The sequence below is a fragment of the Propionimicrobium sp. PCR01-08-3 genome (assembly GCF_030286045.1).
Classification (GTDB): domain Bacteria; phylum Actinomycetota; class Actinomycetes; order Propionibacteriales; family Propionibacteriaceae; genus Brooklawnia.
The window spans coordinates 34,492-60,829 of the sequence record NZ_CP127390.1 but is presented as its reverse complement, the minus strand read 5'-3'; the positions used below and the strand labels follow the sequence as shown (position 1 = coordinate 60,829).

Here is a 26,338-nt window from a genome sequence, read left to right as displayed (position 1 = left end):
ACAGCGCCCGTTGCAGCATGATGTCAGCTCGGCAATGGGGACGCGTCACCCTGGAAGATTTCTCGAATCTTTTTTCGATTTAGTGGTAGATTCGTCTGTTTTTGTCGGTATGTTCGAGTAGAGTTCTTTTATGGAAGACCACACGACGCGCAAAGCGGACGATGGAGAGAAGGCAACCCCTGCTCCCGGTTCGGTGCTCAGTGCGGTTGGCGTACCGGTCGATTCCGCGGACATGCCAGCCTCTCGGCCAACACATCCTTCCCGGCCGGCCGCGGGCTCTGCTCCCGGCTCGACCGATGGTCAGGTGGCAGAGCCGATTTGTGGCACCGAGGCGCTGGTCAGGCCGTCCGACGCTGCGAATGCTGTGGCTGCCTTGGATTTTGCGCATCAGCAGATCAAAGCATTTGAGGTCGCCGAACTGATCGCTATCCTGCATGCTGCCGATTTGTGGCAGATCGATCAGGAGGCCGTGTTCGAAGGCATGGAACGATTCATGACCCCGGGTCATGACGGCACCCCGAAAATCGGTGAGTTCTTGGCGTTGGAGATCGGCCCCCTGCTCGGCATCCCCGCATCACTGGCGCTCGCTCAGATCGGGTTCGCTCTCGACCTGCGGCATCGGCATCCCCGCATGTTCCAGAAGGTCATCTGTGGCCAGGTGCGGGTCTGGCGGGCCAAGAAAGTCTGCCAACGCTGCGCCTGCCTCCCCCTGAAAGCGTGCCTTGAGGTGGACGAGAAGATGGCCGACATTCTCGCCTATCAGCCGTTGTCGAAAGCGATGAAAGACCTGGAAGAACACGTCATCGCCGCCGACCACGAGCTGGCCCGCAAACGCGCCGAGGCGAAACGGTTGTCCCGATTCATCCACATCTCGCCGATCGACGACGGACACGTCTCCATCTACGGTGTGGTGAATCCCGAAGACGGGTTGATGTTCGACTTCGTCCTGAGAAAGATCGCAGGCACCCTGCCCACCTCCCCGGATCCGTTGATCGGACGCGACCTTGATATCCGCCGCGCGAAAGCCCTGGGTATCCTCTGTCGGCACTTCCAAAACCAGCCCTGCCAACAAGGTGCCCTGCCCGTCACGACGTCAGCTCCGCCCGACACCAGGCCGGTCAGTCAGCGGTCCGCGACGTCGAATGCTGAACACCTGGCAGACTCCTGGTTCTGGGAAGAATCCTCGCGGGCGGGCAGCGGCGACCCGGCTATCGATCTTGGCGACGAGTCGTTCTTCCCGCAACCAGCGGACGAGTCGCCAGCACCTGGATCGTCAAGCCGCTCCGACCTCACCTCCCAGCAACCCATCACCTCCTTCGCTCCAGCATCAGACGCCCCGCGAGCGGGCAGTGGATCAGCCGAAATTCAGCGGCCGGTTCCGGACTGGCGCCACACGTTGGATGCCATCTTCGGCACCGAAGCCGACGAAGTCTCCGACACCGGGATCTCAGGTCGCAGCATGGTGGGGACAGCGGAAACCGGGAGTCAAGTCGGCCACGATTCCCGTAGACCGGCCGACACACCGCCATCAACGCGGACCTCTAGCGGATCCGGCAGCTGCTCCTTCTCACTTCCGGGCCGATCATTCGGGACGAATGAGCCTCGGGTATTCGACGTTGATGAGCCACCACCCGAGGATGCCGAGGACTCCTGTCCGCCGGACGGTCACGGCAGTCTGGACAGGAATGCGGATCTGCCGGTATGCCCGCGCTCTGCCGAGGGCGCCACCATGCCCGTCCACACGCTGGTCGTGCATATCAACGCCGACGACTTGGTGCCGGGCCACACCTCCGGAACGGGCGAGGGCGATCCGGAGCAGTCGGGGCCCTGGAATAGGGCTGGTCATGGCCGCCGCAACGCTGACCCCAGTGCAACCGATTGCGAGTCAGATGATCATCCAGGCCACGGCCCACATCTGCCGCCGCTTGGGGTCGCCCGTGTCGACGGTTGGGGACCCCTGCTCACCAGCCAACTGCCCGAGTTCTTGAAAGACTCGACAGTCATCGTCCGACCCATCATTGATCCGGGCACCATTCAGCCGTCGGACGCCTATCAGACGCCCGATCGGATGCGGTTCGTCATCGAGCAACGCAACCCCGTCGACGTATTCCCCTACGGGACGATCGCCGCCCAGCACTGCGACATGGATCACACCATTCCATTCGTGAACGGGGACAAAGGCCAAACCCATCCCGGCAACCTCGGGCCGCTATCCCGCAAAGCCCACCGGGCGAAAACTCACGGCGACTGCCAGTTAGAGCAGCCCAGCCCCGGCCTCTACATCTGGACCACGAAACTCGGCTACCACTACGCCATCACCGCCGCAGGCACCACCAGAATCCAAATACCCGGCTCCATCGAAAATATGGCGAAAATGCCGTCGATCGCCGCGGCGGAATCCCGACCATCACATCGATCGGAATCAGATACACCAACGGCAGGCCCGAAGTCGAAGGACTGAGGTAACCCTTACCGAATCGTCGTTCATCGGCGGTGTTAGCGTGACGATGTCGTGGTCGATAAGGATCGCGACTGCCCATTGGAATCAGCGAAGTCCGGTGTGGCCAAAGATTCTTTGACCACGAATTCCGGCACTGGCCCGCAACGGTAAAGCCTCTCTCAAAGAGGACAAGTCCGGTCGACTGCAGTGGGTTCAAGCACCGTCCTCGATGGATAAGGGACGGAGCAGATCCGTCTGGCTCCGTTCCGGAAGGAATTGTGTTGAGTCAGAAACGCAGGTTCGGAAAACTCCTTGCCCAATCAGGAATCGCGGCTCTGCTCGCCTTCGGGCTGGCCGCTTGCGGATCAGGTCCCACGGATTCGTCCACCAACGCGGGCGCGCCCGATTCGTCGGCCGCGAACGCCTCCTTTGATGCCAACAGTGTCCGGATCTCGGGCGACAGCTATCCGATGACGATCACCGATTTCGTCGGCAACACCATCACCCTGGAGCAGAAACCCGAGCGGGTGTGCGTCGTCTCCGGCACCCCGTTGAACATCTACTACGACGCGGGCGGCACCGCGGTTTGCGGCCCGAACATCACCGAGAACCTCCGGCTGGTCACCGAGCATGCAGACGAGATGAAGGCGCTGCCCCAGGTCGGCAGCTCGTACGCCATCAATATGGAGCAGTTGTCGGCGCAGAACCCCGATCTGGTCATCACCATGGCGGGCTCCCAAGACACCCAGCTGAAGGCAATGCAGGGCCTCGACATGACGACGCTGTCGGTCAAGGTGCGCTCTTTCGAGGATCTCGTCACCACCTACCAGCTCTTCGGAGCCATCAACGGCACTCAAGATATCGTCGATCAGCGAATATCCGACATCTCGTCCCAGCGCGACGAGGTCATAGCGAAGTGGCCGGGCGACGACATATCGGTGGCAATTCTCTATGTCACGGCCCAGTCCCTGGCCGTGAAACTCGACAATTCGATTGCCGGAGAAATGGCCACCACCCTCGGCGTCACGAATATCGCCTCTGAGCTGGCGCCGGATAATCCGGGTTCGGAGACCACCAATCTCGACATCGAAGCGATAGTCGCGGCCCAGCCCGATTATGTGCTGGTGACCTCCATGATCGAGAACAACGATGAGGCCAAACAGAAACTGGACGAGCAGTTCGCCTCCAACCAGGCCTGGCAGGCAGTCGATGCGGTACGCGACGGCAAGGTGATCTACCTGCCGCAGCAGTACTTCTTGTTCAACGCCGGGCCTTACTATGCGGACGCCCTGGAGTATTTCGCAGCCAGTCTGCGTCCGGATGTCTACGGGCAGCCGGTTGATCCCACGGACGCAAAGTAGATGCTCTGTTCAGTACCTCGAACAGACGTGCATCGAGTGCCGGGGTTCAGCAGAAAAAGAGGGGGCAACAGACGCCCTCTCAAAACCGATCCTGTTCACAACCAAGCCGCGATTGGTCGGCGTCGCAGATCAGCCGATAAGGGTCGGTTGCGGTCATTCACGATGTTCCACAAACAACAAGGAGAAAAGAAGAATGAAGCGCACTATCGCCATTGTCGCTGCGGCAGTACTCGGCCTGGGCATGGCCGGATGCTCGTCCGATAGCACGGAGACCGCCGCCGGCACTCCCGAGACGCCGGCCAGCAGCGCACCCGCTGCCTCCGCAAGCGCGAATGCTCCCGCGGCAGAGCACACCCTGACCAGCCAGGACGGCATGCTGACCGACACCGATAAGGACGCCACCGCCGTCGAGGATTCCGGTTTCGAGATCACCATCGATCAGCAGGCCAAGACCGCCACCTTCCAGTTCATCGATCCGGCCAGCGGCGAGGCCTTCCAAAACTACGGCGAGTTCAACTACGCCGACAACACCTACCTGCGCCATCTGGTCAGCTCGGCGATGGGCAAGACCTACAACTACACCTACGACCTGACCAGCAATGCCTTGGTTTCGGTATTCGATGACGAGGGCAACGACCTCAGCCAGTCGACCAAGGACAATGGACGCTGGGAGAAGGCCGAGACCGAGACCGGCGACCAGGTTCAAGCGATCCAGGACTACTTCCAGACCCGCTACGGCATGAGCATCGAGGACGCCACGCTCGGCTGACCACGCCGTGCAAAAGCCACGCCTTTAAAACGAAGGCGTCAGAAGGCGCAACTGGCTGCATCGTCCTCCGGCGAGCCGTTCACCATGCCACGCGGCCGCGCAGAGTATCGTCAAGCCTGTCGCTTCGAGCGGCGAGCCCGGCTGGTGCAGGCCTAGCCGAGACGGGCAAATGTGATAAAGTATCACATGCCACAGCAAGGAAGCCTGTGCGTACCTGTTGGTATCAGCGAAATCCGGTGTGACTCCGGTGCTGGCCCGCAACGGTAATGCCTCAGGCCTGGTTTCAGGCCCAAGGATGAGCCCGGTCGACTGCAGCAGGTACGCGCCGTTCTCGTTGGACAGGACCGGGGCAGTGACTGCTGTCTCCGCTCCCAAGGAAGGGATTGCGTAGTCGTGGCTACTATCTGCTATTACTCCGCTGCCGGAGATGATCTTGCGCTGCTCGCCGAAGCCGCCGGACGCCTGAGTCATGCGTCCCATACGGTCGTCGGCCGATCGGGAAACCAGCTGAACGATCCCGCCGAGGCGGCCTGGTTCGCCTCGACAGCTGCTCGCGCCAGCGCGATCATCTGGCATGGCGAGACCGCGGACGCCTACGCATGGCAACTCATCGAGCGGACCCTGGACGATCGCCGCGCACAACATCTGCCGCTGCCGTGGGTCCACCTGCAACCGGCTTCCGGCGCTGCCTGCGTCCCGCCCGCCGGCAACCCCTACGCCAGTGGCGTGACCGATGGCAGTTGGGCCCGGTTAGCAGAACTCTTGGCCACCGGAGGTTTGGAGAACCTCATCACCGCGCTCGCCATCATCGTCAACCGCGCCAACGACGGCTGCTGGCCCGTCCCCCTTCCGCTTCCCATGCCCGCCTGGGCTCTCAGCCATCCGGACGCCGGGACTTTCACTTCACTCGCCGGGTACCGCCCTCGCCTGCTTCCGGAGCGTCCGACCGTGGCCGTCGCCTACCCTCGAAGCCACTGGCTCAGCCACAACACCGCCCACATCGATTCGCTCGTCCACGAATTGGAGTATCGGGGCGCCAATGTGCTGCCGTTCTTCTATCCCGGCGAGCCACAAAGCGGCCGAGATCAGCAGAACATTCAGCAGGCTTTCGACCGGCTCTGTTCCGATCACGATCAGCCGGTCGCCGATGCCATGATCAGCGTCAACGATACGGTCGATCCCACCGATGATGACTGGGCAAGCCTGCCGTACCCGCAGATCGGCGTCCCGGTGTTGCGTGCCGTCACCAGCACGATTCCACGCGAGAAGCTGAGCTCGACCTCAGCGGACGGCCCGTTGGCCGACAGCGTTCCGTGGGGTGTATCCGCCTGGCCCGGACGCGACGGCCGGCTGGCCACCCCGGTCATTGCCTGCCAGGAGACGATCGACGCCGACGCGCTGACCGGCGCTCGCGTGCCCCGGCTCGTGCCGATCACCGGCAGCGCCCAGGCTTTGGCGGTCTCCGCGCTGAGTTGGGTGGGTATGTCCCAGTCCGGACGCCGCCTTCGCGCGCTGCACCCGGCGTCCGGCCCGCAAACCGACCATACGTACTCGCGAACCGAGCAGCTGGCCGGATGAAAGCTTTGGCCGGCAGGTCGCTCGCCCAGGGTAGCGACTCCTCCGGTTACCAACCTCTGCGGTGACCTGCCGGCTGAAGGTGCCTTCGCTCAGAAACCTGTAGCGCTGACCCTGATCCATCGGGCTTCAACTCCGCCGGCACGGGCTGGAAGCCACGTCTGGCGGACAGCCGTGTATCGTTCGCGATACGAAATCTTTTCAACCCGTCCGTTCAAACCCGGACTTAGGAAGAGCTACGTTGAAGAACAGGGCCCTTGCTGTCGTCACTCGCGTCATGGGTGTCTTGACAGCACTCACATTGATTACCGGCTGTGGTGCATCTAGTGAGGCACCCGGCCCCTCGGGTGGCATTTCTTCGGCCACTCCTTCATCAAATACGCAGGCTGTGGCCAGCACTTCCGGAACCGGCTTCCCGATGACCGTCACGGATTTCACCGGACACAGCGAGACCTTCGAAGAAGCTCCGCAGCGTATTGCGGTCGTTTCGGGGACTCCGCTCAATATCTTCTACGATGCCGGCGGCACAGCGATCGCCGCGTCCGATCTGACAGAGAACATCCGGCTGGTCGAAGACCGCGCAACTGAGATGCAGCAGCTGCCGCAGCTCGGGCTGCCCCGCGGCATCGACTCCGAAGCGCTCATCGGTCTCAACCCTGACCTGGTCATCACTCAGGCCCGCGCCCAAACCGAACTCACCGCCCAGTTGCAGAAGATGGGCATCCCGACCTTCACCACCGAGGTCAAGAACCTGGACGATCTGGCTGCGGCCTATCAGATCTTCGGAGCTATCTCGGGCACCAGCGACCGGGCGTCCGAACGCATCACCGAGATCACCTCGGGCACTCAGGCCGTCGTCGACAAGTGGCCCGCGGACGACGACACCTCCGCGGTGATCCTTTTCGCGAGCTCGCAAGCGCTCAGCGTCAAGCTCGATAATTCGATCGCCGGCCAGATGCTCACCCAACTGGGTATCGAGAACATCGCCGAGGGCTCGGTGCCCGACAACCCGGGTTCTGAGACCACCACCCTCGACGTCGAGGCCATCGTCGCCGCCCAGCCCGACTACGTGCTGGTGACAAGCATGTTCGACAGCAACGACGAGGCAAAGACCAACATGGACGAGCAGTTCGCGTCAAATGCGGCCTGGCAGGCCGTGGACGCCGTTCGCGAAGGCCGGATCATCTATCTGCCTCAGCAGTACTTCCTGTACAACCCCGGCCCCTACTACGCGGACGCCACCCAGTACCTGGCTGCGAGCCTTCGTCCGGACATCTATGGGACGCCGCAGGAGTTCGCCTGACGGCTCGCCCATGGTGATGCCTGTCAGCATCTTTAGGGAAGGAAATGACCGGACGCCGCGAGCAATACGGCATCAACGAGCAGCAATGCGGCAACGATGACGATCAGCGTCGTGCCGGCGACCCAGAGCGGACGACGAGACTGCGATATCCAGTTCGTGAGTAAGGCGCTCGCCTTGCTGGTGGCCCCGCAACCGGACGCCACGCACAATAACACCAGCGGCGACATGGCGATCAGATACCAGAGAGTCAGTCCTATCACCTGCCACGACACCGGCCGGGAACCTGCCGCCAGCACGGCCCCTGTATAGCCGGGGTCGGCGAACGCCGCTACCGCGATTCCGGCGGAGATGACGATCAGCAGCCACCAATGCGGCGTCCGGATTGTTGGTCCAACTGCAGAACCTGCCTCGGCCGATGGCCCAGGGCTCCCATGCTTCAAATCGCCAAGGTCACCACAGCCCGGCGACGGAGGTCGCGTCACCCAGGCATCGCGGGGATGAAGACGCTGGCCGACACTGTGATGGCTGGAGGCCCCGGTCCGCATCCGCACAACCGCCCATGTCGTCAATGCAACCGCGCATACGATCTCGGCCACGATCCAGGCCCATCGGGGCACCAGTTGCAGCCAGTGCGGTAGCTCGGCGATGACTGGCACGAGGGCGGTGCCCGCGGTGACACCCAGCACGACGATCAGCACCCAGTTCAGTACGGTGAAAACGACCGTATGAACAAACCGTGCTCCGCCGGCGATGAAGCTGAGCATGATGATCGCGCCCAGCGGATCGAAGCCGACCAGACCCAACCCGGCCATCTCCGACAAGTACACGAACACAAGACCATTCTCATCCGTGCCGCACGTTGCAGCGAGAACCAACTATCGAAGAGATAGATCTGACCGCAGAACCCAAGCAGGGACCGTAGGGATTGGCGGCCCCTACCTCAACGACCTCACCGCCATCGATCCAGTGACCTCCAATAAGAACGTGAAGGAAGAGGCCCCGGACCGTGATGGGACCGGGGCCTCTTCGCCTATTCAGACAAGCTAAATCGACAGCAGTGATCAGCGCATCACTTCTGGTCCATGGCAGCCTTGGCGGCCGCGAAGCGGGCGATCGGCACCCGGAACGGCGAGCAGGACACGTAGTTCAGCCCGACGGTCTGCAGGAACTCGATCGAATCCGGATCGCCACCGTGCTCGCCACACACCCCGCACTTCAGCTTCGGGTTGTGGCTGCGGCCCTTGTCGACACCCATGCGCACCAGCTGGCCGACACCGTCGGCGTCGATGGTCTGGAACGGGTTGCGCGGCAGCACTCCGTCGGCAACATAGGCACCGAGGAAACCGTTCTCGGCGTCGTCACGACTGATGCCCAAGGTGGTCTGGGTCAGGTCGTTGGTGCCGAAGCTGAAGAAGTCGGCATGCTCGGCGATCTTGTCGGCGATCAGGGCGGCACGCGGCAGCTCGATCATGGTGCCGATGGTGTAGTCGAGCTGCTTGCCGGCTGCCTCCAACTCGGCCTTCACGGTGCGGTCGACAATGTCGCGCTGGGTGACGATCTCGGTCTCCAGCCCGACCAGCGGGATCATGATCTCGACACCGACGGTCTCGCCCTCGCGCTCCAGCACCGCAAGAGCCGCACGGATGATGGCGCGAGTCTGCATCTCGGGGATCTCCGGGTACAGCATCGCCAACCGGCAGCCACGGGTGCCGAGCATCGGGTTCTGCTCGTGCAGCTTCTTGACCTGGGCGAGAGTCTGACGCTCACGCGCCAGTTCGTCCGCGTTGCCGCCGGTGAGCTCGAGCTCTTGCACCTTGAGCGCCTGGTCGAGGTAGTTCGGCAGGAACTCGTGCAGCGGCGGGTCGAGCAGCCGGACGGTGACCGGCAGTCCCTTCATCGCGGTGAAGATGCCCTCGAAGTCGGCCTGCTGCATCGGCAGGATCTTCTCCAGCGCGGTGGCCCGCTGTTCGGGGGTCTCGGCGAGGATCATCTCGCGCACGGCCGGCAGCCGGTCGGAGGCCATGAACATGTGTTCGGTGCGGCACAGCCCGATGCCCTCGGCGCCCAGCTCGCGGGCCTTCGAGGCGTCCTCGAAGTTGTCGGCGTTGGCGCGCACGCCCATCGTCCGCACCTCGTCGGCCCAGGTGACCACACGCTGGAAGTCCTCGTTGATCTGCGGCGGGATGAGCTTGAGAGCTTCGCCGAAGACCTCACCGGTCGAACCGTTCAGGGTGACCACGTCGCCCTCGTTGAAGGTCTGGCCCTCGATCGTCAGCGTCTTGTTCTCGAGATCGATCTTGATGGTGGTGGCGCCGGCGACACAGGGCTTGCCGAAGCCACGCGCCACAACCGCCGCGTGGCTGGTCATGCCGCCATGGGCGGTCAGCACGCCCTGGGCCTGCAGCACGCCGTGGATGTCGTCCGGAGTGGTCTCGAAACGAACCAGGACGACGGCCTCGCCCTTCTCGCCCTTCGCGGCGGCGGTGTCGGCGTCGAAGACCAGGCCACCGACGGCAGCACCCGGAGATGCCGGGAGGCCCTTGGTGATCGGCTTGGCGGTGTTCGACGGGTCGATGGCCGGGTGCAGCAGCTGGTCGAGCTGTGCGGGTTCGATACGGCTCAACGCCTCGTTCTTGTCGATGACCCCTTCGTCCACCAGATCGGACGCGATCTTCAGCGCGGCGGCAGCGGTGCGCTTGCCGTTGCGGGTCTGCAGCATGAACAGCTTGCCGTTCTCGATGGTGAACTCGAGATCCTGCATGTCCTTGTAGTGGCCCTCGAGCCGGGACATCGTGTCGAGCAGTTCATGGTAGGCCTCGGGGAGAACGTCTTCCATTTCCGAGAGGTGACGCGGGGTGCGGATACCGGCGACGACATCCTCGCCCTGAGCGTTGGTCAGGAACTCGCCGTAGACGCCCTGCTCGCCGGTCGATGGGTTGCGGGTGAAGCAGACGCCGGTTGCCGAGGTGTCGCCACGGTTGCCGAAGACCATCTGCATGACGTTGACCGCGGTACCCAGCTCGCGCGAGATGTTGTTCGCCTTGCGGTAGACCTCGGCGCGCGGGTTGCCCCAGCTGCGGAACACGGCGTCCACTGCACGGTGCAGTTGCTCGACCGGATCGGAGGTCCAGTCGCCGCCCAATGCCTCGTTGGAGATCTGTTTGAACTCGGCGACCAGTTCCTTCAGATCGTCGGAGGTGAGGTCGGTGTCCTGTTCGACGCCCTTGGCGGCCTTCTTGGCGGTCAGCGCGTCCTCATAGAGATGCGAGGAAACGCCCTCGACGACCTCGCCGTACATCTGGATGAAGCGGCGGTAGCAGTCCCAGGCGAAACGCTCATTGTTGGCTTCGGCGGCGACGGCCTCGACGGTGTCGTCGCTGATGCCGAGGTTGAGGATGGTGTCCATCATGCCGGGCATCGACACGACGGCACCCGAGCGAACCGACACCAGCAGCGGCTTGTCCTTGCCGCCCAGTGTGCGTCCGGTGCGTTCCTCGAAGCGGCGCAGACCTTCGGTGATCTGATCGCGCAGACCATCGGGCCAGTGGCCGTCGTTGTGCATGGTCTCGACACATGCGGTCGTCGTGACGGTGAACCCGTCGGGGACCGGAACACCAAGCCGCATCATTTCCGCGACGCCGGCGCCCTTACCACCGAGGATGGGCTTCATCGACGCGTCGCCCTCGGAAATGTCGTAGATGTACTTTTCAGTCACTGCTGAGTTCTCCTTTGACTAGCAAACTCGTGCGGGACGGGGGTCCATGACACGCGATCGGTGCACCATCTGTGGTGAACGCACCCCTCTATTGTGCATGGTCGATGCGACAACCGGAAACCGGGTCCTATATTTTTCGAGCGCCCTAACCGGCCCGGACAAGGCGGAGTATTGTGCCAACTCGGTATGCCGGTTTCGGCCGGCGTCCGATTCCCCCGTTCGGCACGGTCGAAACCCTTCGGCACGTGCACGATCACGGCTTCAGCCGCAGGCTCCCCGGCACCTGTCGCAGCCGGGCACCGGCTTTGCGGGCGCGTTCCTCGACGATGTCGGTGACTCTGGCGGCGGCCTCTTCCAGCGCCAGGCCGGTGGTGTCGATCACCGGGCAGCCCAGCTGCCGCTGGATGCGTCCGACCTCATCGAGCTCGTCGTAGATCTTCGCCAGATCGGCGTATCCGCCGTCCTTGGTGCCATAACCGCCCAGAGTCCGCACCCGGCGGCTGCGGATCTGCAGCAACCTTTCGGCGTCGATCGTCAGCCCGACGATGCGCCAGCGGTCGATCTGAAAGAGTTCGTCGGGCGGTTTGATGCCGGGCACCAGCGGCACGTTCACCGTCTTGTAGCCGACATAGCCCAGATATAGGGACAGCGGGGTCTTGCCAGAGCGCGACGCCCCGACCAGGCAGATATCGCATTCGCCCAGTGCGGTCGGCATGATGCCGTCGTCGTTGCGCACAGCAAATTCCATCGCCGAGATCCGGTCGAAATAGTCGGCCTCGACCGCAACCGGACGCATCACGACCTCATCTGCCTCCGACCCGGTGGTCTGGCCGATGGCCCGCAGGGTCTCGCTCATCAGATCGGCGCAGTGCAGCTGCTTGTCGTCGCAGTAGCGCTTGACCATGCCCGCCATTTCCTGTTTGACCAGGGTGAACAAGATGACGATCGGCAGTTTCGGATCGTCGGTGTGGGCAGCAGTGATGCGGTCGAAGACGCGCAGCAGGGCGTCCGCGTCCTTGACCCTGGGGTGCCGCACGATCGAAAAATGCGTCTGGGGGAACTGTGCCTGGGCCGCTCTGGCGAGCCTGGCCGCAGTCTCTCCCGAGCTGTCGGCAATGACGTGGATGCTCAAGCTCTGCTGGTTGTCCGGCATGGCCGACACGTTATCGTACAAAGATATGGACTCCGTCGACCGCATCATCGCAGCCAACTCCCCCGACCATTGCTCTCACCTGCTCATCGTCGACGCTCCCGAGCTGGTCGCCGATGCCGGGCGGCGGGCGGACCGAGTGAGCGTGTGGTGCGATGACATTCGCGACCGTGCGCTGGTCCCTGATGAGCTTCTTGTTTCACAGTTGGACGCCGCGACGCTCGCCGGTGCCGATCTGGTCTGGATGCGGCTGCCTCGCTCACTGGGTGCCCTGGACGAATACGCCGAACTGGTCGCCAGTTTCGCGTCCGAGCAGGTCAAGGTCGTGGCGGCCGGACGAGAGAAGCATCTGAATCGCTCGATGAACACCACCTTGGCCAAGCATTTCTCGCATGTCTCGGCATCGCTCGGCCAGCAGAAATCGCGTGCGTTGATGGCCCGCGGGCCACTCGCCCCCGCCAGGCTGAGCTGGCCGAAGCACAAGATCTTCGACATCGGCGGTGAGCGAATCGAACTGGCCTGGCACGGTGACACCTTCGCCGCCGGACGCCTGGACGACGGCACTCGGCTTTTGGTCGACCACCTCGATCAGGTGGCCGACGCCGACCGCTACCTCGACCTCGGCTGCGGGTCCGGGATTCTCGCCACCTTGGTGGCCCGCATGCACACCGATTCCACGGTGCACGCGGTGGATTCCAGTTGGTCGGCTGTCGACGCCACCCGGCGCACCGCCGCCGGAACCCAGGTGCAGACGCACTGGGCGTCCGATCTCGATGATTTCGGCGATGGCGAGATCGATGTGATCGTCTGCAACCCGCCCTTCCACCGCGGCAACGCCAAGGACTCCGATTCGGCGCTCGAGATGTTCACCGAAGCCGCGCGGGTGCTGGGCGAAGGCGGCGAGTTCTGGTGCGTCTTCAACTCGCATCTGCCCTGGAAGGCACGGTTGTCCGGGCTGATCGGACCGACCAGACTGGTCGCCCAGAATCGTAGCTTTACGCTTACCCGCAGCAGGCGGGGCTGAGGGCCCACCAGAATCAAGGAGCATCATTGATTCATGCCATCTTGGATTCAGCCGGTTTCGCCCGTGGTCGTCGGCGCAACCGGTGTTCTTCTGCTCGCAGCACTGGGCTGGACGCTGATCTGGGTGCCCACCCACCGGGCAAACCGGCGAATCAAGGCAATCGCCCAGCAGGCGGCCTCGGTCGTCCTGAGCATTGTTTTGTCGTTGGCGCTGGTCTTTCTCGTCCTCAACATGAAAAGCCTGTGGTACGCCACGTGGTCGAGCATGCGCGGAACCGGCGCAATCACCGAGACCGATTCTGCGGGCGCCCAACTCGATCCGGACCAGCCGGCCAGCGGATGGCAGACCGGCACACCAACCAGCCTGCAGGCAGATCCCCGGGCCAATCCGGCCTTCGGTGACCAAGACTGGAGCACCACCACCTCGGGGGGCCACTACCTCACGGTATCGATTCCAGGAACGGCCAGCGGCCAGGCCGAGTCGGCCGGGGTCTGGCTGCCCAGCTCGTACCTCGATCATCCCGAACGGTTCTATCCCGTGCTTGTCGGATTCTCCGGAGTGCCAGGCTCCATCCAGGCCATGTTCGACGGCATCCACCCAGATCAGGCACTGGTTTCAGGAAACATCAATCACCAGGTCCGTGAGGCCATCATCGTGATCCCCGACGCCTACCCCGACAATCTCGACACTGAATGCGTAGACGCCACCGACGGCTCCGTCAAAATGGAGACCTTCATCACCTCCGATGTCGTGAACTGGATCACCGCCAATCTGCGGGCCGACCCTGATCACAGCGCTTGGGCGACTTTCGGGTACAGCGCCGGCGGGTTTTGCTCGACCATGATCACTATGCGCAACCCCGATAAGTTCGCCGCGTCCATCAACCTTTCCGGATACTTCACCGCCGACTTCGAAGGCCCGAAACTGCGTCCCGATGGCGACACCACCTATGACATGGCCGTGCTCGCCCAAGCTGCCCCGCCCGATGTCGATTTGTGGTTCCTTACTGCAAAGGACGATCCGATGCCCTACCAGGCATGGCAGCAATTCAATCCCTTGGTAACCGCTCCCACCTCCCTGACCAGCCAGCTCGTTGACACCGGCGGGCACACCAATCCGGTGTGGATCCCCGGGCTCGTCGCCGCGTTCGCCTGGCTGGGACAGACCCAGCCACGATTCGGATGGGTGACGCCATGAGCACACCGCTGGCGGGCGGCCGCCACGCAGACCGTTCCACCGGCCCGAACATCACCCAGCGCCGGATGGGGCGCATCATCATCTGGACCTATGCGATCGCCACCTTGGTTGCGGTGCTGCTGTGGCTGAGCCGGCGAGTCTTCGCAAGTCACCTGCACATCAGCTGGGCCGAATCGTTCTTCTGGATCATCAACGTGCCGGTATCGCCCTCGTTGGTCTCCATCGCGGGGATGGCGCTGCTCACCCTGGGGTTGATCTATCACAAGCGCATCGCCTTGTGGATCGTCACATTGATGCAGATTCTCGGTGGACTGTGGGCCTGTTGGGCGATCGTGGCCTATCTCGTGGCGAACAATCCTCAGATCGAAGCCCGGCGCGGCGAGCAGCTGCCGGCGTCCATCGTCTCGGCCGTCTTCGCCGGGCTGGCGGTCTGGACGCTCATCAGGGTGCGGCAGATCTTTCCGGCGAAGGTTCCGCCCGGATCCTGGGCGGCGGCCATCGGTGTGTTGGCCGGCGGTGTGCTCGTCGCCATCGGGGTGAGTGCGCTACTCGTCCACATTCAGCCCGATAACGACGGGCCGGCCTGGCAGCAGACATTGTTCGTGATGCTGCACGCGCTGGGCATCGCTCCCCCACGCGATTGGCATTCGCAAACCAGTCATCTGGTCTCGCAAGGGGTATCGCTCATCATCGCGCTGGCGTTGATCGCCGCCGCGCTGATCTTTCTGCGTTCCCGTCCGTCTCAGGACGCCTGGCATCCGGCGTCCGCTCTTGATGCCCGGCGATTGCTCGCCAACTTCGGCGGCAATGATTCGCTCGGCTACTTCAACACCCGAGCCGACAAGCTGCTGCACTTCTCGGACGACGGCAAGGCCGCCGTCGCCTACCGCGTCGTCGCCGGTGTCTGCCTGGCGTCGGGCGATCCGCTCGGCGACCCTCACTCGTGGCCGGCGGCGATCACCGGCTGGGACGCCGAGGCCCGCCGCTACGGCTGGATTCCCGCGGTGCTGGCGTGCAGCGAGGCCGGAGCCCGCAGCTTTAACAAAGTGCTGGGATACGGTGTGCTGCGGCTCGGCGACGAGTCGGTGCTGGCACCGCAGCGTTTCCGTCTCGATTCGACATCGATGACCGAGGTCAGAAAGGACGTCAACCGAGCACGCCGCGACGGGCTCACCGCCGAGATCCGCCGATCGGATGAGCTGAACGAGAAGCAACTGGACACCATCGCGCAGGCCGCCGACCGTTGGCGCGAGGGCGACGAACGCGGCTTCTCCATGGCACTGGGGCGCCGCCCGGGCGACCCGGCCGACGGCAAGATCGTGGTCGCCACCGTGCACGATGCCGCCGGCACCATGGTGGCCTTGCAAAGCTTCGTGCCGTGGGGCAGGCGTGGTCTGTCGCTCGATCTGATGCGGCGCAGCCCCGATGCGCCGAACGGTACCAACGAGTTCTTGACCAGCGAGCTGATGGCCTGGTGCCGCGACCATGGCATCGAGCGGGTCTCGCTGAACTTCGCCTTCTTCCGTCAGGTTTTCGCCGAGGCCGAGGACGTCGCCGCGCCTGTCTACCGCAAGATGAACTCGCAGGTGCTCGGCATGCTCGACCGCTTCTGGCAGATTCAGAGCCTGTACCGTGCGAACGCGAAGTACGGGCCCAGCTGGTCGCCCCGCTATGTGGCCTTGGCCAGCCCGCTGACTGTGCTGCAGGTGGGGCTGGCATGCCTGATCGCCGAGGGCTTCCTGCATCTGCCCTTCAGGCCGGGCATCGCCGATCACGGGTGGCTCGAGTTCACCGGCGATCAGCTCGCCGAGTTGGCCGTTATCGACGCGCCACCTGTTCCGGCAGACGAGCCACATTCGCGGGGTTCCGATCAGGCCCGGCAGCGGCTGATTCATCTGGAGGCGCTGAAAGCCGCCGGACGCCCCGGGTACCCGGTGGGCCATCGCGATGCCGTCCGGTTGTCGGAGCTCGGAGTGGGCCTTGAACTGGCAACGAATGCCGGGCGTCCGATAGTTGGCAGGTTGCGCCGCACCCGCAACTTCGGCGGGGTTTGCTTCGCCGACCTCACCGACCGAAGCGGGAGCATCCAGTTACTGCTCGACGCAGCGACGCTTGGCCGCGATCAGGTTCACCAATTCGCCCGGCTCACCGACTCCGGCGACCTGCTCGAAGTCACGGGCGAGCCCGGCCGATCCCGCAACGGGACGCCATCACTGCTCGTCAGCAACTGGACGATGCTCGCCAAGGCCGTGCGTCCGGTGCCCTGGCAAGGATTGAACGATCCGCAGACCAGAACCCGCAACCGCTCGTTGGATCTGCTGATCAACCCTGGTGAGCTCGACATCTTGCGGGCGCGCAGCCAGGCCATCGCGGCAGTACGGCAGACCTTCCTGGACGAAGGCTTTCTCGAGGTGGAGACACCGATTCTCGGCACCACCAATGGGGGCGCGACCGCCCGGCCGTTCCGCACCCACATCAACGCCTACGACACCGATCTGGTGCTGCGGATCGCTCCGGAATTGCAACTGAAGCGGCTGCTCGTGCCCAGCCTGGACCCGATCTTCGAGCTCGGACGCAACTTCCGCAACGAGGGCGCCGACAACACCCACAATCCGGAGTTCACCGTGGTCGAGGCCTATCTGCCGCTGGCCGACTACAACGACATGCGGCTGCTGACCCAGCGAGTCATCCAGAACGCCGCGACCGCGATTCATGGCCGCCCGGTTCTGCCGCTGCCCGATGCGTCCGGTCGCCTCGTGCTGACCGACATCGGCGGTGACTGGCCGGTGGTCGACGTCACCTCCGCGGTCTCCGAGAAGCTCGGACGCGAGGTGAGTATTCACACCGATACCGACGAACTGATCGAGATCGCCCGTGACCTCGGTATCGAGCTCAAGGAGGGCATGGGGCCGGGCGCGGTGCTGGAGGAACTCTACGGCGAGCTGGTCGAGTCGTCGACCGTGCTGCCCACGTTCTACTGCGACTTCCCAGAGGAGAGCTCGCCGCTGACCGCGCCGCACCGGACGAAGCCCGGCCTGGTCGAACGCTGGGATCTGGTGTCGAACGGCACCGAGCTGGGCACCGCCTATTCGGAGCTGGCTGATCCGATGATTCAGCGCAAGCGGCTCGTCGAGCAGTCCTGGCGGGCCGCTCAGGGCGACCCGGAGGCGATGGAGGTCGACAACGATTTCCTCAACGCCCTCGAACTGGGCATGCCGCCCACCGGTGGACTCGGCATCGGGCTGGACAGGCTGATCATGGCGATCACCGGCACGAACATCCGCCAGGTGCTGACTTTCCCGTTCGTGAAACCGATCGGTAAATAGGGCCGGCCATTTCACACCGTTTAGGCAGCCCTAAAGTAGAGGCGATGACTGGGCAACACAAGAAGAAGTCTCTGGCGGCGCGGGGTTGGCTGCCCAACCAGCACGGTGCGTGGGCAATGTTGACCGTGCCGCTGGTTGTCGGAGCGGTACTGGCCGGCCGATCGTCCGTGGGCCCGGCGGCCTGGCTGATTCCGCTGGCCATTGCCGAGTTCGCTGGATACTTCGCCTTCAATGCGTTGGGGCTGTGGCTGCATGCCAGGCCCGGACGCAGAGCAGTGTTTCGTCCGCCCATGATGGTCTATGGCGTGCTCACCGGGCTGGCGGCGATCGCTGTGTTGGCGCTCGGCGGCATGCCGCTGCTCGGCTGGCTTCCGGCGGCTGTCGTGCTCGCCGGATCGGCGATCTGGCTGTCGTCCCGGAAGCAGGATCGTTCGGCGGCGAGCGGGCTGATCACCACGGCCATGGCCGTGGGGGTCGGCCTGGTCGTGCGGTTCCCTGCACCTGCGTTGATCGTCGGGGACCGGCTCGCCACAGGTGCCGATCTCGCGAGCTTCATCGCCCTGTTCGGCTACTACGGGGGCACCGTGTGGCATGTGAAGTCGCTGATCAGGAAGTGGGGAGATCCGGTGGCCAGACGGAATTCGACGCTTTGGCATCTGGTCTTTCTGGTGCTGGCGGTCGCCGCGTCCATCACGCACCTGCTGAGCGTCGGGTGGCCGGCCTTCTTCGCGCTCTGCCTTGCCCGCACCTGGTGGTTGTCGTCGCCGAACCGGATGAAACGTCCCAGGCCGCTTCAGATCGGACTCCTCGAGATGGGGATGAGCGTCCTCGCGTTGGTCATCGCCATCGTCTAGCGTAGGGGACGTGCCACGCTTCGAACCGTTCAACGCCATTCGCTACGCCTCGGACGCCAATTGGGACGAGGTGATTGCGCCGCCTTACGACGTGCTCTCCGACGACGACGTCACAGAGCTGGGAAACCGCAGTCCCCACAACATCACCTGGATCGATGTGCCCCGCGGCGGCGACGACCGCTACGAGATCGCCGCCTATCTGCTGCATGAGTGGCTTGACAAGGGGGTCCTCCTCCACGAACAGGTGCCTTCGTTCACCATCTACCGGATGGACCTTACTGATGCGTCCGGCACACCCCGCACCATCTCGGGTGTGCTCGGCGGGCTCGAAGTCGTTGACGAGGGCGCCGGCGGCGTACTGCCGCACGAACGCACGACCAAGAAGGCCAGCACCGACCGGCTCGACCTGACCATCGCCACCGCAGCGAATCTGTCGCCGGTGTGGGGACTGTCGCTGGCCAAGGGCCTCACCGCGGCCTTGGCCGAACCGGGTGAGCCGATCGGCGAGTTGACCACAGAAGGCGTCACCCACCGGGTCGAACGCGTCACCGACCCGGACCGCATTGCGCAGATCGCCAAGATCATCGGCTCCGACGACGTGTTGATCGCCGACGGGCACCACCGCTACGGCGTCTCCCGCAGCTACCGCGACAGGGTACGCAAGGCCACCGGACGCGAAGACAGCGCCGCCGAGCTCACCTTGACCTTCGTCAATGAGTTGGTGGACGACCAACTCTCCATCGAGGCCATTCACCGTATCTACGACGGGATCTCCTTCGACCAGCTCGCGAAGGACCTATCCGGCAGTTTCACCATTGAAAAGATGACCGAACCACTTGGTCCCGCAACGCTCGCGGAGATGGTCCGCAGCGACCGGCTGGTGCTGCTGGATCCGAAGGGCGAGCCGAGCTGGCTGATTCCTCGTCCGGGCGCTTTCGACGGCGTGCGGGCACTCGACGGCGCCTGGCTCGAGCACGCCCTGTCGGGCAGCGACGCCCAGGTGAGCTACCAGCACGGCCTGGATGAAGTGCTCGCCGAACTGGATTCGGCAGGTGTCGGGCCGCTCGGCAAGCACGCCGGCGCGGTACTGATTCGTCCGACCTCACTGGAAGAGATCGAACGCACCGCGCGCGAGGGCCTCTTGATGCCGCCGAAGTCGACCTTCTTCTCTCCGAAGCTGCGCACCGGATTGGTGATTCGTCCGACCACTAAGCTGCCAGAAGACTGAGCGAACAACACCTACCCCGGCGGTCTGACCAAAGCGACCTGCCGCTACGCTTTTGACGTCACACTTCATTGAGGAGGAATCATGTCAGGCCGCATTCAGCACCCGGCATTTGCAAACAAGGTCATGAGCGCCGAGGACGCCGCGGCGCTCGTCCAGCCCGGTGCGTCCATCGGTTTCTCTGGTTTCACCGGCGCGGGATATCCCAAGGAGTTTCCCAAGGCACTGGCGGCCCGGATCACCGAGGCCCGCAACCGTGGCGAGGACTTCACCATCCGCATGTTCACCGGCGCATCCACTGCTCCCGAGCTCGACGGCGTGCTCGCGGACACCGGTGGCGTCGCGTTCCGCGCCCCTTACCAGTCCGATCCTTCCATGCGCAAGAGCATGAACACCGGCATCACCGCCTACACCGACGTTCACCTGTCGCACACCTCCAAGCTGGTGAGCATGGGCTTCTACGGCAAGCTCGACTTCGCCGTTGTCGAGGCCACCTCGGTCACTCCCGACGGTGAGCTCGTGCCGTCATCGTCGGTCGGTGCGAACCGTACCTATCTGGACGAGGCCGAGAAGATCATCATCGAGGTCAACTCCTGGCAGACCGAGGATCTCTACGGCCTGCACGACATCTACTACGGCATGGAGATCAAGCCGCGCCGCGAGCCGATTCCGATCAACCATCCCGGCGACATCGTCGGCCAGAAGACCTTCAAGGTCGACCCGAGCAAGATCGTCGCGGTCATCGAGACCAACGATCCCGACCGCAACACCCCGTTCAAGCCGCTGGACGACGACTCGCTGGCGATCGCCGGCCACCTGTTGGAGTTCTTGGAGCACGAGGTCAAGCTCGGACGCATGCCCGAGAACCTGTGGCCGCTGCAGTCGGGTGTCGGCAATATCGCGAACGCGGTGCTCGCGGGCCTGAAAGAGGCTCCGTTCGAGCACATGACCAGCTACACCGAGGTCATTCAGGACGGCATGATCGACCTGATCGATTCGGGCAAGGTCGATGTGGCGTCGGCTACCGCGTTCTCGCTGTCGCCGGAGATGGCGCATCACATGAACACGAACGCCAAGGATTACCACGGCAAGATCGTGCTGCGTCCGCAAGATGTCTCGAACCACCCTGAGGTGATTCGCCGCCAGTTCGTGATCGCCTGCAACGGCATGATCGAGGCCGACATCTACGGCAATGTGAACTCGACCCACATCATGGGCACCAAGATGATGAACGGCATCGGCGGTTCGGGTGACTACGCACGCAACGCCGGCTACTCGATCTTCGTCAGCCCGTCGACGGCCAAGGGCGGCAAGATCTCGGCGATCGTCCCGATGGTGAGCCACACCGATCACACCGAGCACGACACGATGGTGATCATCACCGAACATGGTCTGGCCGATCTTCGTGGCCTGGCGCCGCGCCAGCGGGTCAAGGCCGTCATCGAGAACTGCGCGCATCCGGATTACCGCGAGCAGTTGTGGGACTACTACAACGAGGCCCTGCAGGTCAGCAACGGCATTCACACTCCGCATGTGCTGACCAAGGCGCTCAGCTGGCACCAGAACTTCTTGGAGAACGGGACCATGAAGTTCGAGCACGTTGCCGGTGGCGCCGGTGCTGCTCGCGCGCAGAGCGCCCCGCAAGAGGCCGCCGATCGTGCCGAGGCCGCCGCCGAGGAAGCCAAGAAGGCTGCCGCCCAGGCATCGGACGCCGCCGACCGCGCGGTTGCCGCCGCTGCCGAGGCGAAGGGCGCCGTCAAGTAAGTCTGACCGACTAGCAAGACAGCGGGTGGACGGGCAGATTGCCCAGCCACCCGCTGTTTCTCTGCCGCGCCCGACATGTGAAGGCGCGCCCGAAATACCTGGCGCGGGATCAAATTCTGGGCGCGCGATCCTGTGGACAGCCCGAGATGAGGCAGCACCGGCTGCCGATCTCGCGAGACCAGGGGCTCAGCCGAGCAACAACTCACGCAGCTGCGAGACCGTGTCGACAACGGCCACATGCGGCTGGGCGCACAGCTCTTCACGGTTCCCGGCTCCCCAGGTGACGCCGATGCCGTCCATGCCGGCAGCCGCTGCGGCCTGCAGATCAAAGATGGCGTCGCCCACGTAGAGGCTACCGGTCGATGGCGCGTCGTCCAATGCTGCGAGGCCGGTGAGCAGCGGAGTGGGGTCGGGTTTGTGGCGGTCCGTGTCGTCCGCAGCACACACCAGACCGGTCTCGGCCGGGATGGCCGCCAACTGCATGCCGGCAAGCACCATCTCGCGGCGCTTCGAGGTCACCACCCCGGTGCGGATTCCTGCGTTGGTCATGTCTTGCAGCAGCTCGGAGATTCCGTCATAGCCCTTCGATGCCGCGGCGATGGTGGCCCGGTTGTGTTCCAGGTAGACGTGCTCGAGTCGGGCTGCGTTGACTGCGTCCTCTTCGGCGAAGACGTCGCCCAGTGTGCGTCCGATCCACGGCAAGATCTCGGCACGCAACACCTCGCGGTGGGCGACGGTCTGCCAGGCGTAGATGAAGCTGGCCACGATTCCGTCGATCGTGTTGAACAGGGTGCCATCAAAATCAAAGAGGACGACGGGCCATCGTGGAACAGAACGCATATAGAGCAGTTTATCGTTCAACCGAGAACGCATAGTGGGGCGTCCGCTCCATCCAGTCCCCGTCTGCAGACCGTGTCGGCCTGATACCCGTCATTGTGAGTGACTATCGCCCCATGCGACCAAAACCACTCCCGATGACGGTCAGAGCAACAGATGCGCCCTGACATTGGCGGCACATCGCACCACTAATGCGTCTCGGCGCAGCTTGCCGACGAGGTGGAAGCCGGTAGCGGCTAGTCTGGGGGCTGGTTGTGCAGAGCGGACGCGGGCAGGAGAACAGTCGATGACCGATCAATACGGCGATTATCGTCCAAGTCGCGGCGACCCGACCGATTCCGGTTTCGACGATGACGCCACCCGCGATCCGCAGCGCGCGAGCCGCGCCGAATCCCAGGGGGCTCCCGGCTCACCGGCGCCTGACGGCTCACGACCCCGGCAACTGCCAGATTCTCAGCCACTATCCCAACAGCCGTCTAGCCCGGCGTATTCAGTGAACCCGCGACCCGACGATCGACCCGCTTCCGCCGCCCCGGACGATCCGCACGCAGTCGACGGTCTCGGCGATGCCCCTGCGCAGCCGATAGTTTCGCTGCCCCCGGTGGCCGCCGAGGTCGCCGGATACCCGGTCAGCGACCGCACCGGCGAACCGAAGCGTCCTGGTCTCGTTGTCGGCGCGACTGCTGCGTTCGCCGCGTCGGCGCTGGTCGCCGTGGCGACCTATTGGTGGTACTGGTGGGCGGCCATCAACATCGAGAACTTCGCCACCAGTTCGAAGCTGATCGAGCTGTTCAACCCGCGTCCGGGCTCGGGGAGCTCGGTCGTGCTGGTCTGCGTGATGGCGATCATCGGCGTGGTCATGACCGCTGCGCCCGCTGTTGCAGGGTACAACGCCTGGCATGGCGCCGCGTGGAGCAGGGTCGCGGGCATCGTTTCGTGCGTGACCGGTCTGCTGGCCTTCTTCGTGATTCCGTGGACCTGGCTCGCCCTGGTTTTCGCCGCCATCGGGACGGTCTTGATCTGGTTGCCCTCGGTCAAGCCCTTTTTCGAGGCATCCGAGCTGTTCGCCAATCCACCACGTCCGGCCGTCGTGCCCAAGAAGAATGTCGCCTATGGTCCCGCCCCGAGGTTCCGCTGATGCAGTGGAAGGACCTTCGTCCGCTGGCCCGGCTCGCGGGCAAAGTGCTGCGCGACTCTTCGTCCAGTAAGCCCGGCAGCGGCACAGAATCGCGGACGACGACCCGCACTCGCACCAGGTCCGGCGTGGCCGGGCAGCCCGGTGTCGGATACGAATCCCGTGAATCGACCGGCCCGAATCCGGCGTCCAAACCGGGCGGCTCTGCAAGGCAGCGCAGCATGTCGAGGCCTGGCTCCGGGGTTGGACGGGCTCCGGTGGCGACCGGTCAACCGCTGACAGATTTCGACGGATTGCCCGAGATGCGTTACCAGGCCAAGGGCCCGGGCGGATACGAATCCGGGCAGATGGTGTGGACCTGGGTGGCCTACGAAGAGGACGCCAGCCAGGGCAAGGATCGTCCGGTCTTGCTGATCGGCACGGACGCCGGTTGGTTGCTGGGCACTCCTGCCACCAGCAAGGATCACGACCGCGACAAGGACCAAGAAAGCCGCGCCGGGCGGTTCTGGGTCGAGATCGGCCGCGGCGAGTGGGACAAGAAACAGCGGATCAGCGAGGTGCGTACTGACCGGGTCATCCGGATCGATCCGACCAAGGTCAGGCGTCCGGCCGGATACGTATCCAACGAGGCATTCCAAAAGGTGGTCGCCGGCATCACCAAGCACTGGGACGACTGAGCCCGGTCAGCAGCACCGGTATCGATACGCTAGACTCTCATCGCGTCGTTGCTTCAACGATCTGCGGGCGTAGCTCAATGGTAGAGCGCCAGCTTCCCAAGCTGGACACGCGGGTTCGATTCCCGTCGCCCGCTCTCATTATGAAGTTCCGGATCGGCGACCAAGATCTAGGCTGCGGGCCACATTCAGTTCTTTCCCATACGGAATCCTGCTTACTCTCAAACGCCCGAACTGCACCACTGTGCGGCCGACCGGCTCCAAGGTCTCAGCCGAAGGTTCGGGCGCGTTGGTCGGGCAATGTCGCTCGCAAGCGCTCCCCGGCTTCGCTTCATAAAGGCCATCGAGCAAGTTTTCCGCTCGTTCCTTATCCAAGTACCAAGGCATCTTCTTTAGCTCTTTAAGAGTTATCAGCACCACGATGACCAATAGCAGGGCGGCCATTATCGGGAGCCAGATCAAAAGTTGCCCGTGACCAAACAGCACAACCAATATTGCCGTGAACCAGCCGAGTGGGCTCATCATCATCGTCACCGGATCGGGCCCGCTGGCAGCAGTCAAATGCCCAATCTCCAACGCCGCTACATCACGACAGACCGGGCACGAATAGTCATATATCAAGCCGGACGTGATCCGTGTTTTCTTGCGCGCCACGCAGCTGATCCTAGATCCGACGTACGACAGTAGACGCTCGTACACTTCCAAGCGGCGTAGCCACCGCGGCAAGGGTCCGACGACCACTGGCCTCCTTGTGTTAGCACCCTTGCATCCATGTATCTCGCAGGATACACTGCACCAATGAGGATACTTCGAACGGAGGTCTACGAGCGGTGGTTCCGCCGTTTGAAGGATGCTCAAGGAAAGGCGCGAATCGACATCGCGTTACGCCGCTGCACCCTGGTCGGAAGTGTTGTCGGCGATATCAAGCCGGTAGGTGACGGTGTTCAGGAAATGCGGATCCACTCGGGGCCGGGATATCGGGTCTACTTCCTGCACCGTCCGAATGAGCTAATGCTCCTGGTAATCGGCGGAGACAAATCCAGTCAGTCCCGAGACATAGAGAAAGCAAAAGCCATCGCGAAACAGCTGAAGGAGGAAGGACAATGGCGCTAACGATAGAAGCATGGGACCCGAGCGAGCATCTTGAGACCCAGGATGACGTGGTGGCATATCTGAATGCGGCACTTGAAGACGGCGACCCGGCACTCCTGCAAGCTGCACTCGGCGACATCGCGAAGGCTCGGGGAATGAGCAGCATTGCTCGCGAGGCAGGGGTTGGACGCGAGTCTCTCTACAAGTCATTGCGCATTGACGGCAACCCTTCGTGGCAAACCATCACCAAAGTCCTCGCCGCCCTCGATATCCGGCTCGAAGCCAAGGCACCGGCTAACGCGTAGTCGGGAACAGCGCTTCCCTATGCCGAGGGTGAAACTTCTCGTCCGGATAGTTCGCGCCCGCAAGAATTGGCCCATGGCCACTATTACGTTTGATTCTCAACCCATCTCGACCGTCGGCGAGCTGCCCGCCGTTGGGACGCCCGCTCCTGCCTTCGAACTCGTCGGCGGCGATCTCGCCCCGGTGACGCTCGCTGACTATGCGGGCAAGCGCGTAGTGCTGAACATCTTCCCCAGCCTCGACACCGGCATCTGCGCGATGAGCGTCCGCAAGTTCAACGAGGTCGCCGCAGGCCTCGACAACACGGTCGTGCTCGCCGTCAGCAAGGATCTGCCCTTCGCAGCCGGACGCTTCTGCTCCGCCGAAGGCATCGAAAACGTCGTGACCGCCTCGGCCTTCCGCTCCAGCTTCGGCGACGACTACGGCGTCACCATGACCGAGGGCCCGCTCACCGGTTTGCTCTCCCGCGCCGTTGTCATCATCGACGAGAACGGAAACGTCGCCTACACCCAGCAGGTGCCCGAGATCAAGACCGAGCCCGACTACGACGCCGCGGTTGCCGCGCTTAAGTAATTGAATGCGTCCCCCTCCACC

General features: G+C 63.6%; 20 protein-coding genes, 1 tRNA gene and 1 pseudogene. 17 read left to right on the top strand and 5 right to left on the bottom strand.

Annotation, left to right across the window (positions count from 1 at the left end; translation table 11 throughout):
* The first annotated feature begins 130 nt into the window (after window positions 1–130).
* The 5 genes from QQ658_RS00255 (at window position 131) to QQ658_RS00235 (ending at window position 7,448) form a co-directional block, all read left to right on the top strand.
* Window positions 131–2,461, top strand: coding sequence for a DUF222 domain-containing protein (locus QQ658_RS00255; RefSeq protein ID WP_286025690.1), 2,331 nt, complete (start codon window positions 131–133; stop codon window positions 2,459–2,461).
* 260 nt (window positions 2,462–2,721) lie between these two features.
* Window positions 2,722–3,801, top strand: a complete 1,080-nt coding sequence (locus tag QQ658_RS00250) for an ABC transporter substrate-binding protein (protein WP_286025689.1) — start codon at window positions 2,722–2,724, stop codon at window positions 3,799–3,801.
* A 193-nt stretch (window positions 3,802–3,994) separates the two neighbouring features.
* Window positions 3,995–4,570 (top strand): hypothetical protein, encoded by a 576-nt coding sequence (locus tag QQ658_RS00245; RefSeq protein ID WP_286025688.1) that lies wholly within the window; start codon window positions 3,995–3,997, stop codon window positions 4,568–4,570.
* Between the two features lie 393 nt (window positions 4,571–4,963).
* On the top strand, window positions 4,964–6,148 hold the full coding sequence (locus QQ658_RS00240; protein WP_286025687.1) for a cobaltochelatase subunit CobN: 1,185 nt from the start codon (window positions 4,964–4,966) through the stop codon (window positions 6,146–6,148).
* A gap of 385 nt (window positions 6,149–6,533) precedes the next feature.
* Window positions 6,534–7,448, top strand: coding sequence for an ABC transporter substrate-binding protein (locus QQ658_RS00235; protein WP_286025686.1), 915 nt, complete (start codon window positions 6,534–6,536; stop codon window positions 7,446–7,448).
* A gap of 32 nt (window positions 7,449–7,480) precedes the next feature.
* On the opposite strand, the gene QQ658_RS00230 is transcribed toward QQ658_RS00235, so the two are convergent.
* The 3 genes from QQ658_RS00230 to QQ658_RS00220 all read right to left on the bottom strand — a co-directional run bounded on the left by QQ658_RS00230 (window position 7,481) and on the right by QQ658_RS00220 (window position 12,316).
* Window positions 7,481–8,281 (bottom strand): hypothetical protein, encoded by an 801-nt coding sequence (locus QQ658_RS00230; protein WP_286025685.1) that lies wholly within the window; start codon window positions 8,279–8,281, stop codon window positions 7,481–7,483.
* A gap of 236 nt (window positions 8,282–8,517) precedes the next feature.
* Window positions 8,518–11,163, bottom strand: a complete 2,646-nt coding sequence (ppdK, locus tag QQ658_RS00225; protein WP_286025684.1) for a pyruvate, phosphate dikinase — start codon at window positions 11,161–11,163, stop codon at window positions 8,518–8,520.
* 253 nt (window positions 11,164–11,416) lie between these two features.
* On the bottom strand, window positions 11,417–12,316 hold the full coding sequence (locus tag QQ658_RS00220) for a pyruvate, water dikinase regulatory protein (protein ID WP_286025683.1): 900 nt from the start codon (window positions 12,314–12,316) through the stop codon (window positions 11,417–11,419).
* Window positions 12,317–12,341: 25 nt separating this feature from the next.
* Here QQ658_RS00220 and QQ658_RS00215 point away from each other — a divergent pair, with 25 nt between their 5' ends.
* The 6 genes and pseudogenes from QQ658_RS00215 to scpC form a co-directional block, all read left to right on the top strand.
* Entirely contained in the window at window positions 12,342–13,337 is a 996-nt protein-coding gene (locus tag QQ658_RS00215; RefSeq protein ID WP_286025682.1) for a class I SAM-dependent methyltransferase, read from the top strand.
* 33 nt (window positions 13,338–13,370) lie between these two features.
* Window positions 13,371–14,534 (top strand): alpha/beta hydrolase, encoded by a 1,164-nt coding sequence (locus QQ658_RS00210; RefSeq protein ID WP_286025681.1) that lies wholly within the window; start codon window positions 13,371–13,373, stop codon window positions 14,532–14,534.
* The gene (lysX, locus tag QQ658_RS00205; RefSeq protein ID WP_286025680.1) at window positions 14,531–17,860 is read left to right on the top strand and encodes a bifunctional lysylphosphatidylglycerol synthetase/lysine--tRNA ligase LysX; all 3,330 of its coding nucleotides are present in this window, start codon (window positions 14,531–14,533) and stop codon (window positions 17,858–17,860) included. Before QQ658_RS00210 ends, lysX begins: the two co-directional genes overlap by 4 nt.
* A gap of 44 nt (window positions 17,861–17,904) precedes the next feature.
* Complete coding sequence (locus tag QQ658_RS00200; protein WP_286025679.1) at window positions 17,905–18,714, top strand: YwiC-like family protein; 810 nt, start codon at window positions 17,905–17,907, stop codon at window positions 18,712–18,714.
* Between the two features lie 10 nt (window positions 18,715–18,724).
* Window positions 18,725–19,942, top strand: a complete 1,218-nt coding sequence (locus QQ658_RS00195) for a DUF1015 family protein (RefSeq protein ID WP_286025678.1) — start codon at window positions 18,725–18,727, stop codon at window positions 19,940–19,942.
* A gap of 81 nt (window positions 19,943–20,023) precedes the next feature.
* A pseudogene (gene scpC / locus QQ658_RS00190) lies at window positions 20,024–21,529 on the top strand (succinyl-CoA:acetate CoA-transferase ScpC); the annotation flags it as partial.
* Window positions 21,530–21,889: 360 nt separating this feature from the next.
* On the opposite strand, the gene QQ658_RS00185 reads toward scpC, so the two are convergent.
* Complete coding sequence (locus tag QQ658_RS00185; protein WP_286025677.1) at window positions 21,890–22,543, bottom strand: HAD family hydrolase; 654 nt, start codon at window positions 22,541–22,543, stop codon at window positions 21,890–21,892.
* Between the two features lie 283 nt (window positions 22,544–22,826).
* Here QQ658_RS00185 and QQ658_RS00180 point away from each other — a divergent pair, with 283 nt between their 5' ends.
* The 3 genes from QQ658_RS00180 (at window position 22,827) to QQ658_RS00170 (ending at window position 24,486) form a co-directional block, all read left to right on the top strand.
* Window positions 22,827–23,678 (top strand): NfeD family protein, encoded by an 852-nt coding sequence (locus QQ658_RS00180; RefSeq protein WP_286025676.1) that lies wholly within the window; start codon window positions 22,827–22,829, stop codon window positions 23,676–23,678.
* Complete coding sequence (locus QQ658_RS00175) at window positions 23,678–24,352, top strand: type II toxin-antitoxin system PemK/MazF family toxin (RefSeq protein WP_286025675.1); 675 nt, start codon at window positions 23,678–23,680, stop codon at window positions 24,350–24,352. Before QQ658_RS00180 ends, QQ658_RS00175 begins: the two co-directional genes overlap by 1 nt.
* 63 nt (window positions 24,353–24,415) lie before the next feature.
* Window positions 24,416–24,486 (top strand) — tRNA-Gly (locus QQ658_RS00170).
* Window positions 24,487–24,490: 4 nt separating this feature from the next.
* On the opposite strand, the gene QQ658_RS00165 is transcribed toward QQ658_RS00170, so the two are convergent.
* Complete coding sequence (locus QQ658_RS00165; protein WP_286025674.1) at window positions 24,491–25,003, bottom strand: hypothetical protein; 513 nt, start codon at window positions 25,001–25,003, stop codon at window positions 24,491–24,493.
* Window positions 25,004–25,147: 144 nt separating this feature from the next.
* Between QQ658_RS00165 and QQ658_RS00160 the strand changes: the two genes are divergently transcribed.
* The 3 genes from QQ658_RS00160 (at window position 25,148) to tpx (ending at window position 26,317) form a co-directional block, all read left to right on the top strand.
* Window positions 25,148–25,462, top strand: coding sequence for a type II toxin-antitoxin system RelE/ParE family toxin (locus QQ658_RS00160; protein ID WP_286025673.1), 315 nt, complete (start codon window positions 25,148–25,150; stop codon window positions 25,460–25,462).
* Window positions 25,453–25,746: an addiction module antidote protein gene (locus QQ658_RS00155; protein WP_286025672.1), complete on the top strand. Its 294-nt coding sequence runs from the start codon at window positions 25,453–25,455 to the stop codon at window positions 25,744–25,746. The genes QQ658_RS00160 and QQ658_RS00155 overlap by 10 nt, the downstream gene beginning before the upstream one ends.
* A 73-nt stretch (window positions 25,747–25,819) precedes the next feature.
* Window positions 25,820–26,317: a thiol peroxidase gene (gene tpx / locus QQ658_RS00150; protein ID WP_286025671.1), complete on the top strand. Its 498-nt coding sequence runs from the start codon at window positions 25,820–25,822 to the stop codon at window positions 26,315–26,317.
* Window positions 26,318–26,338: the final 21 nt, after the last annotated feature.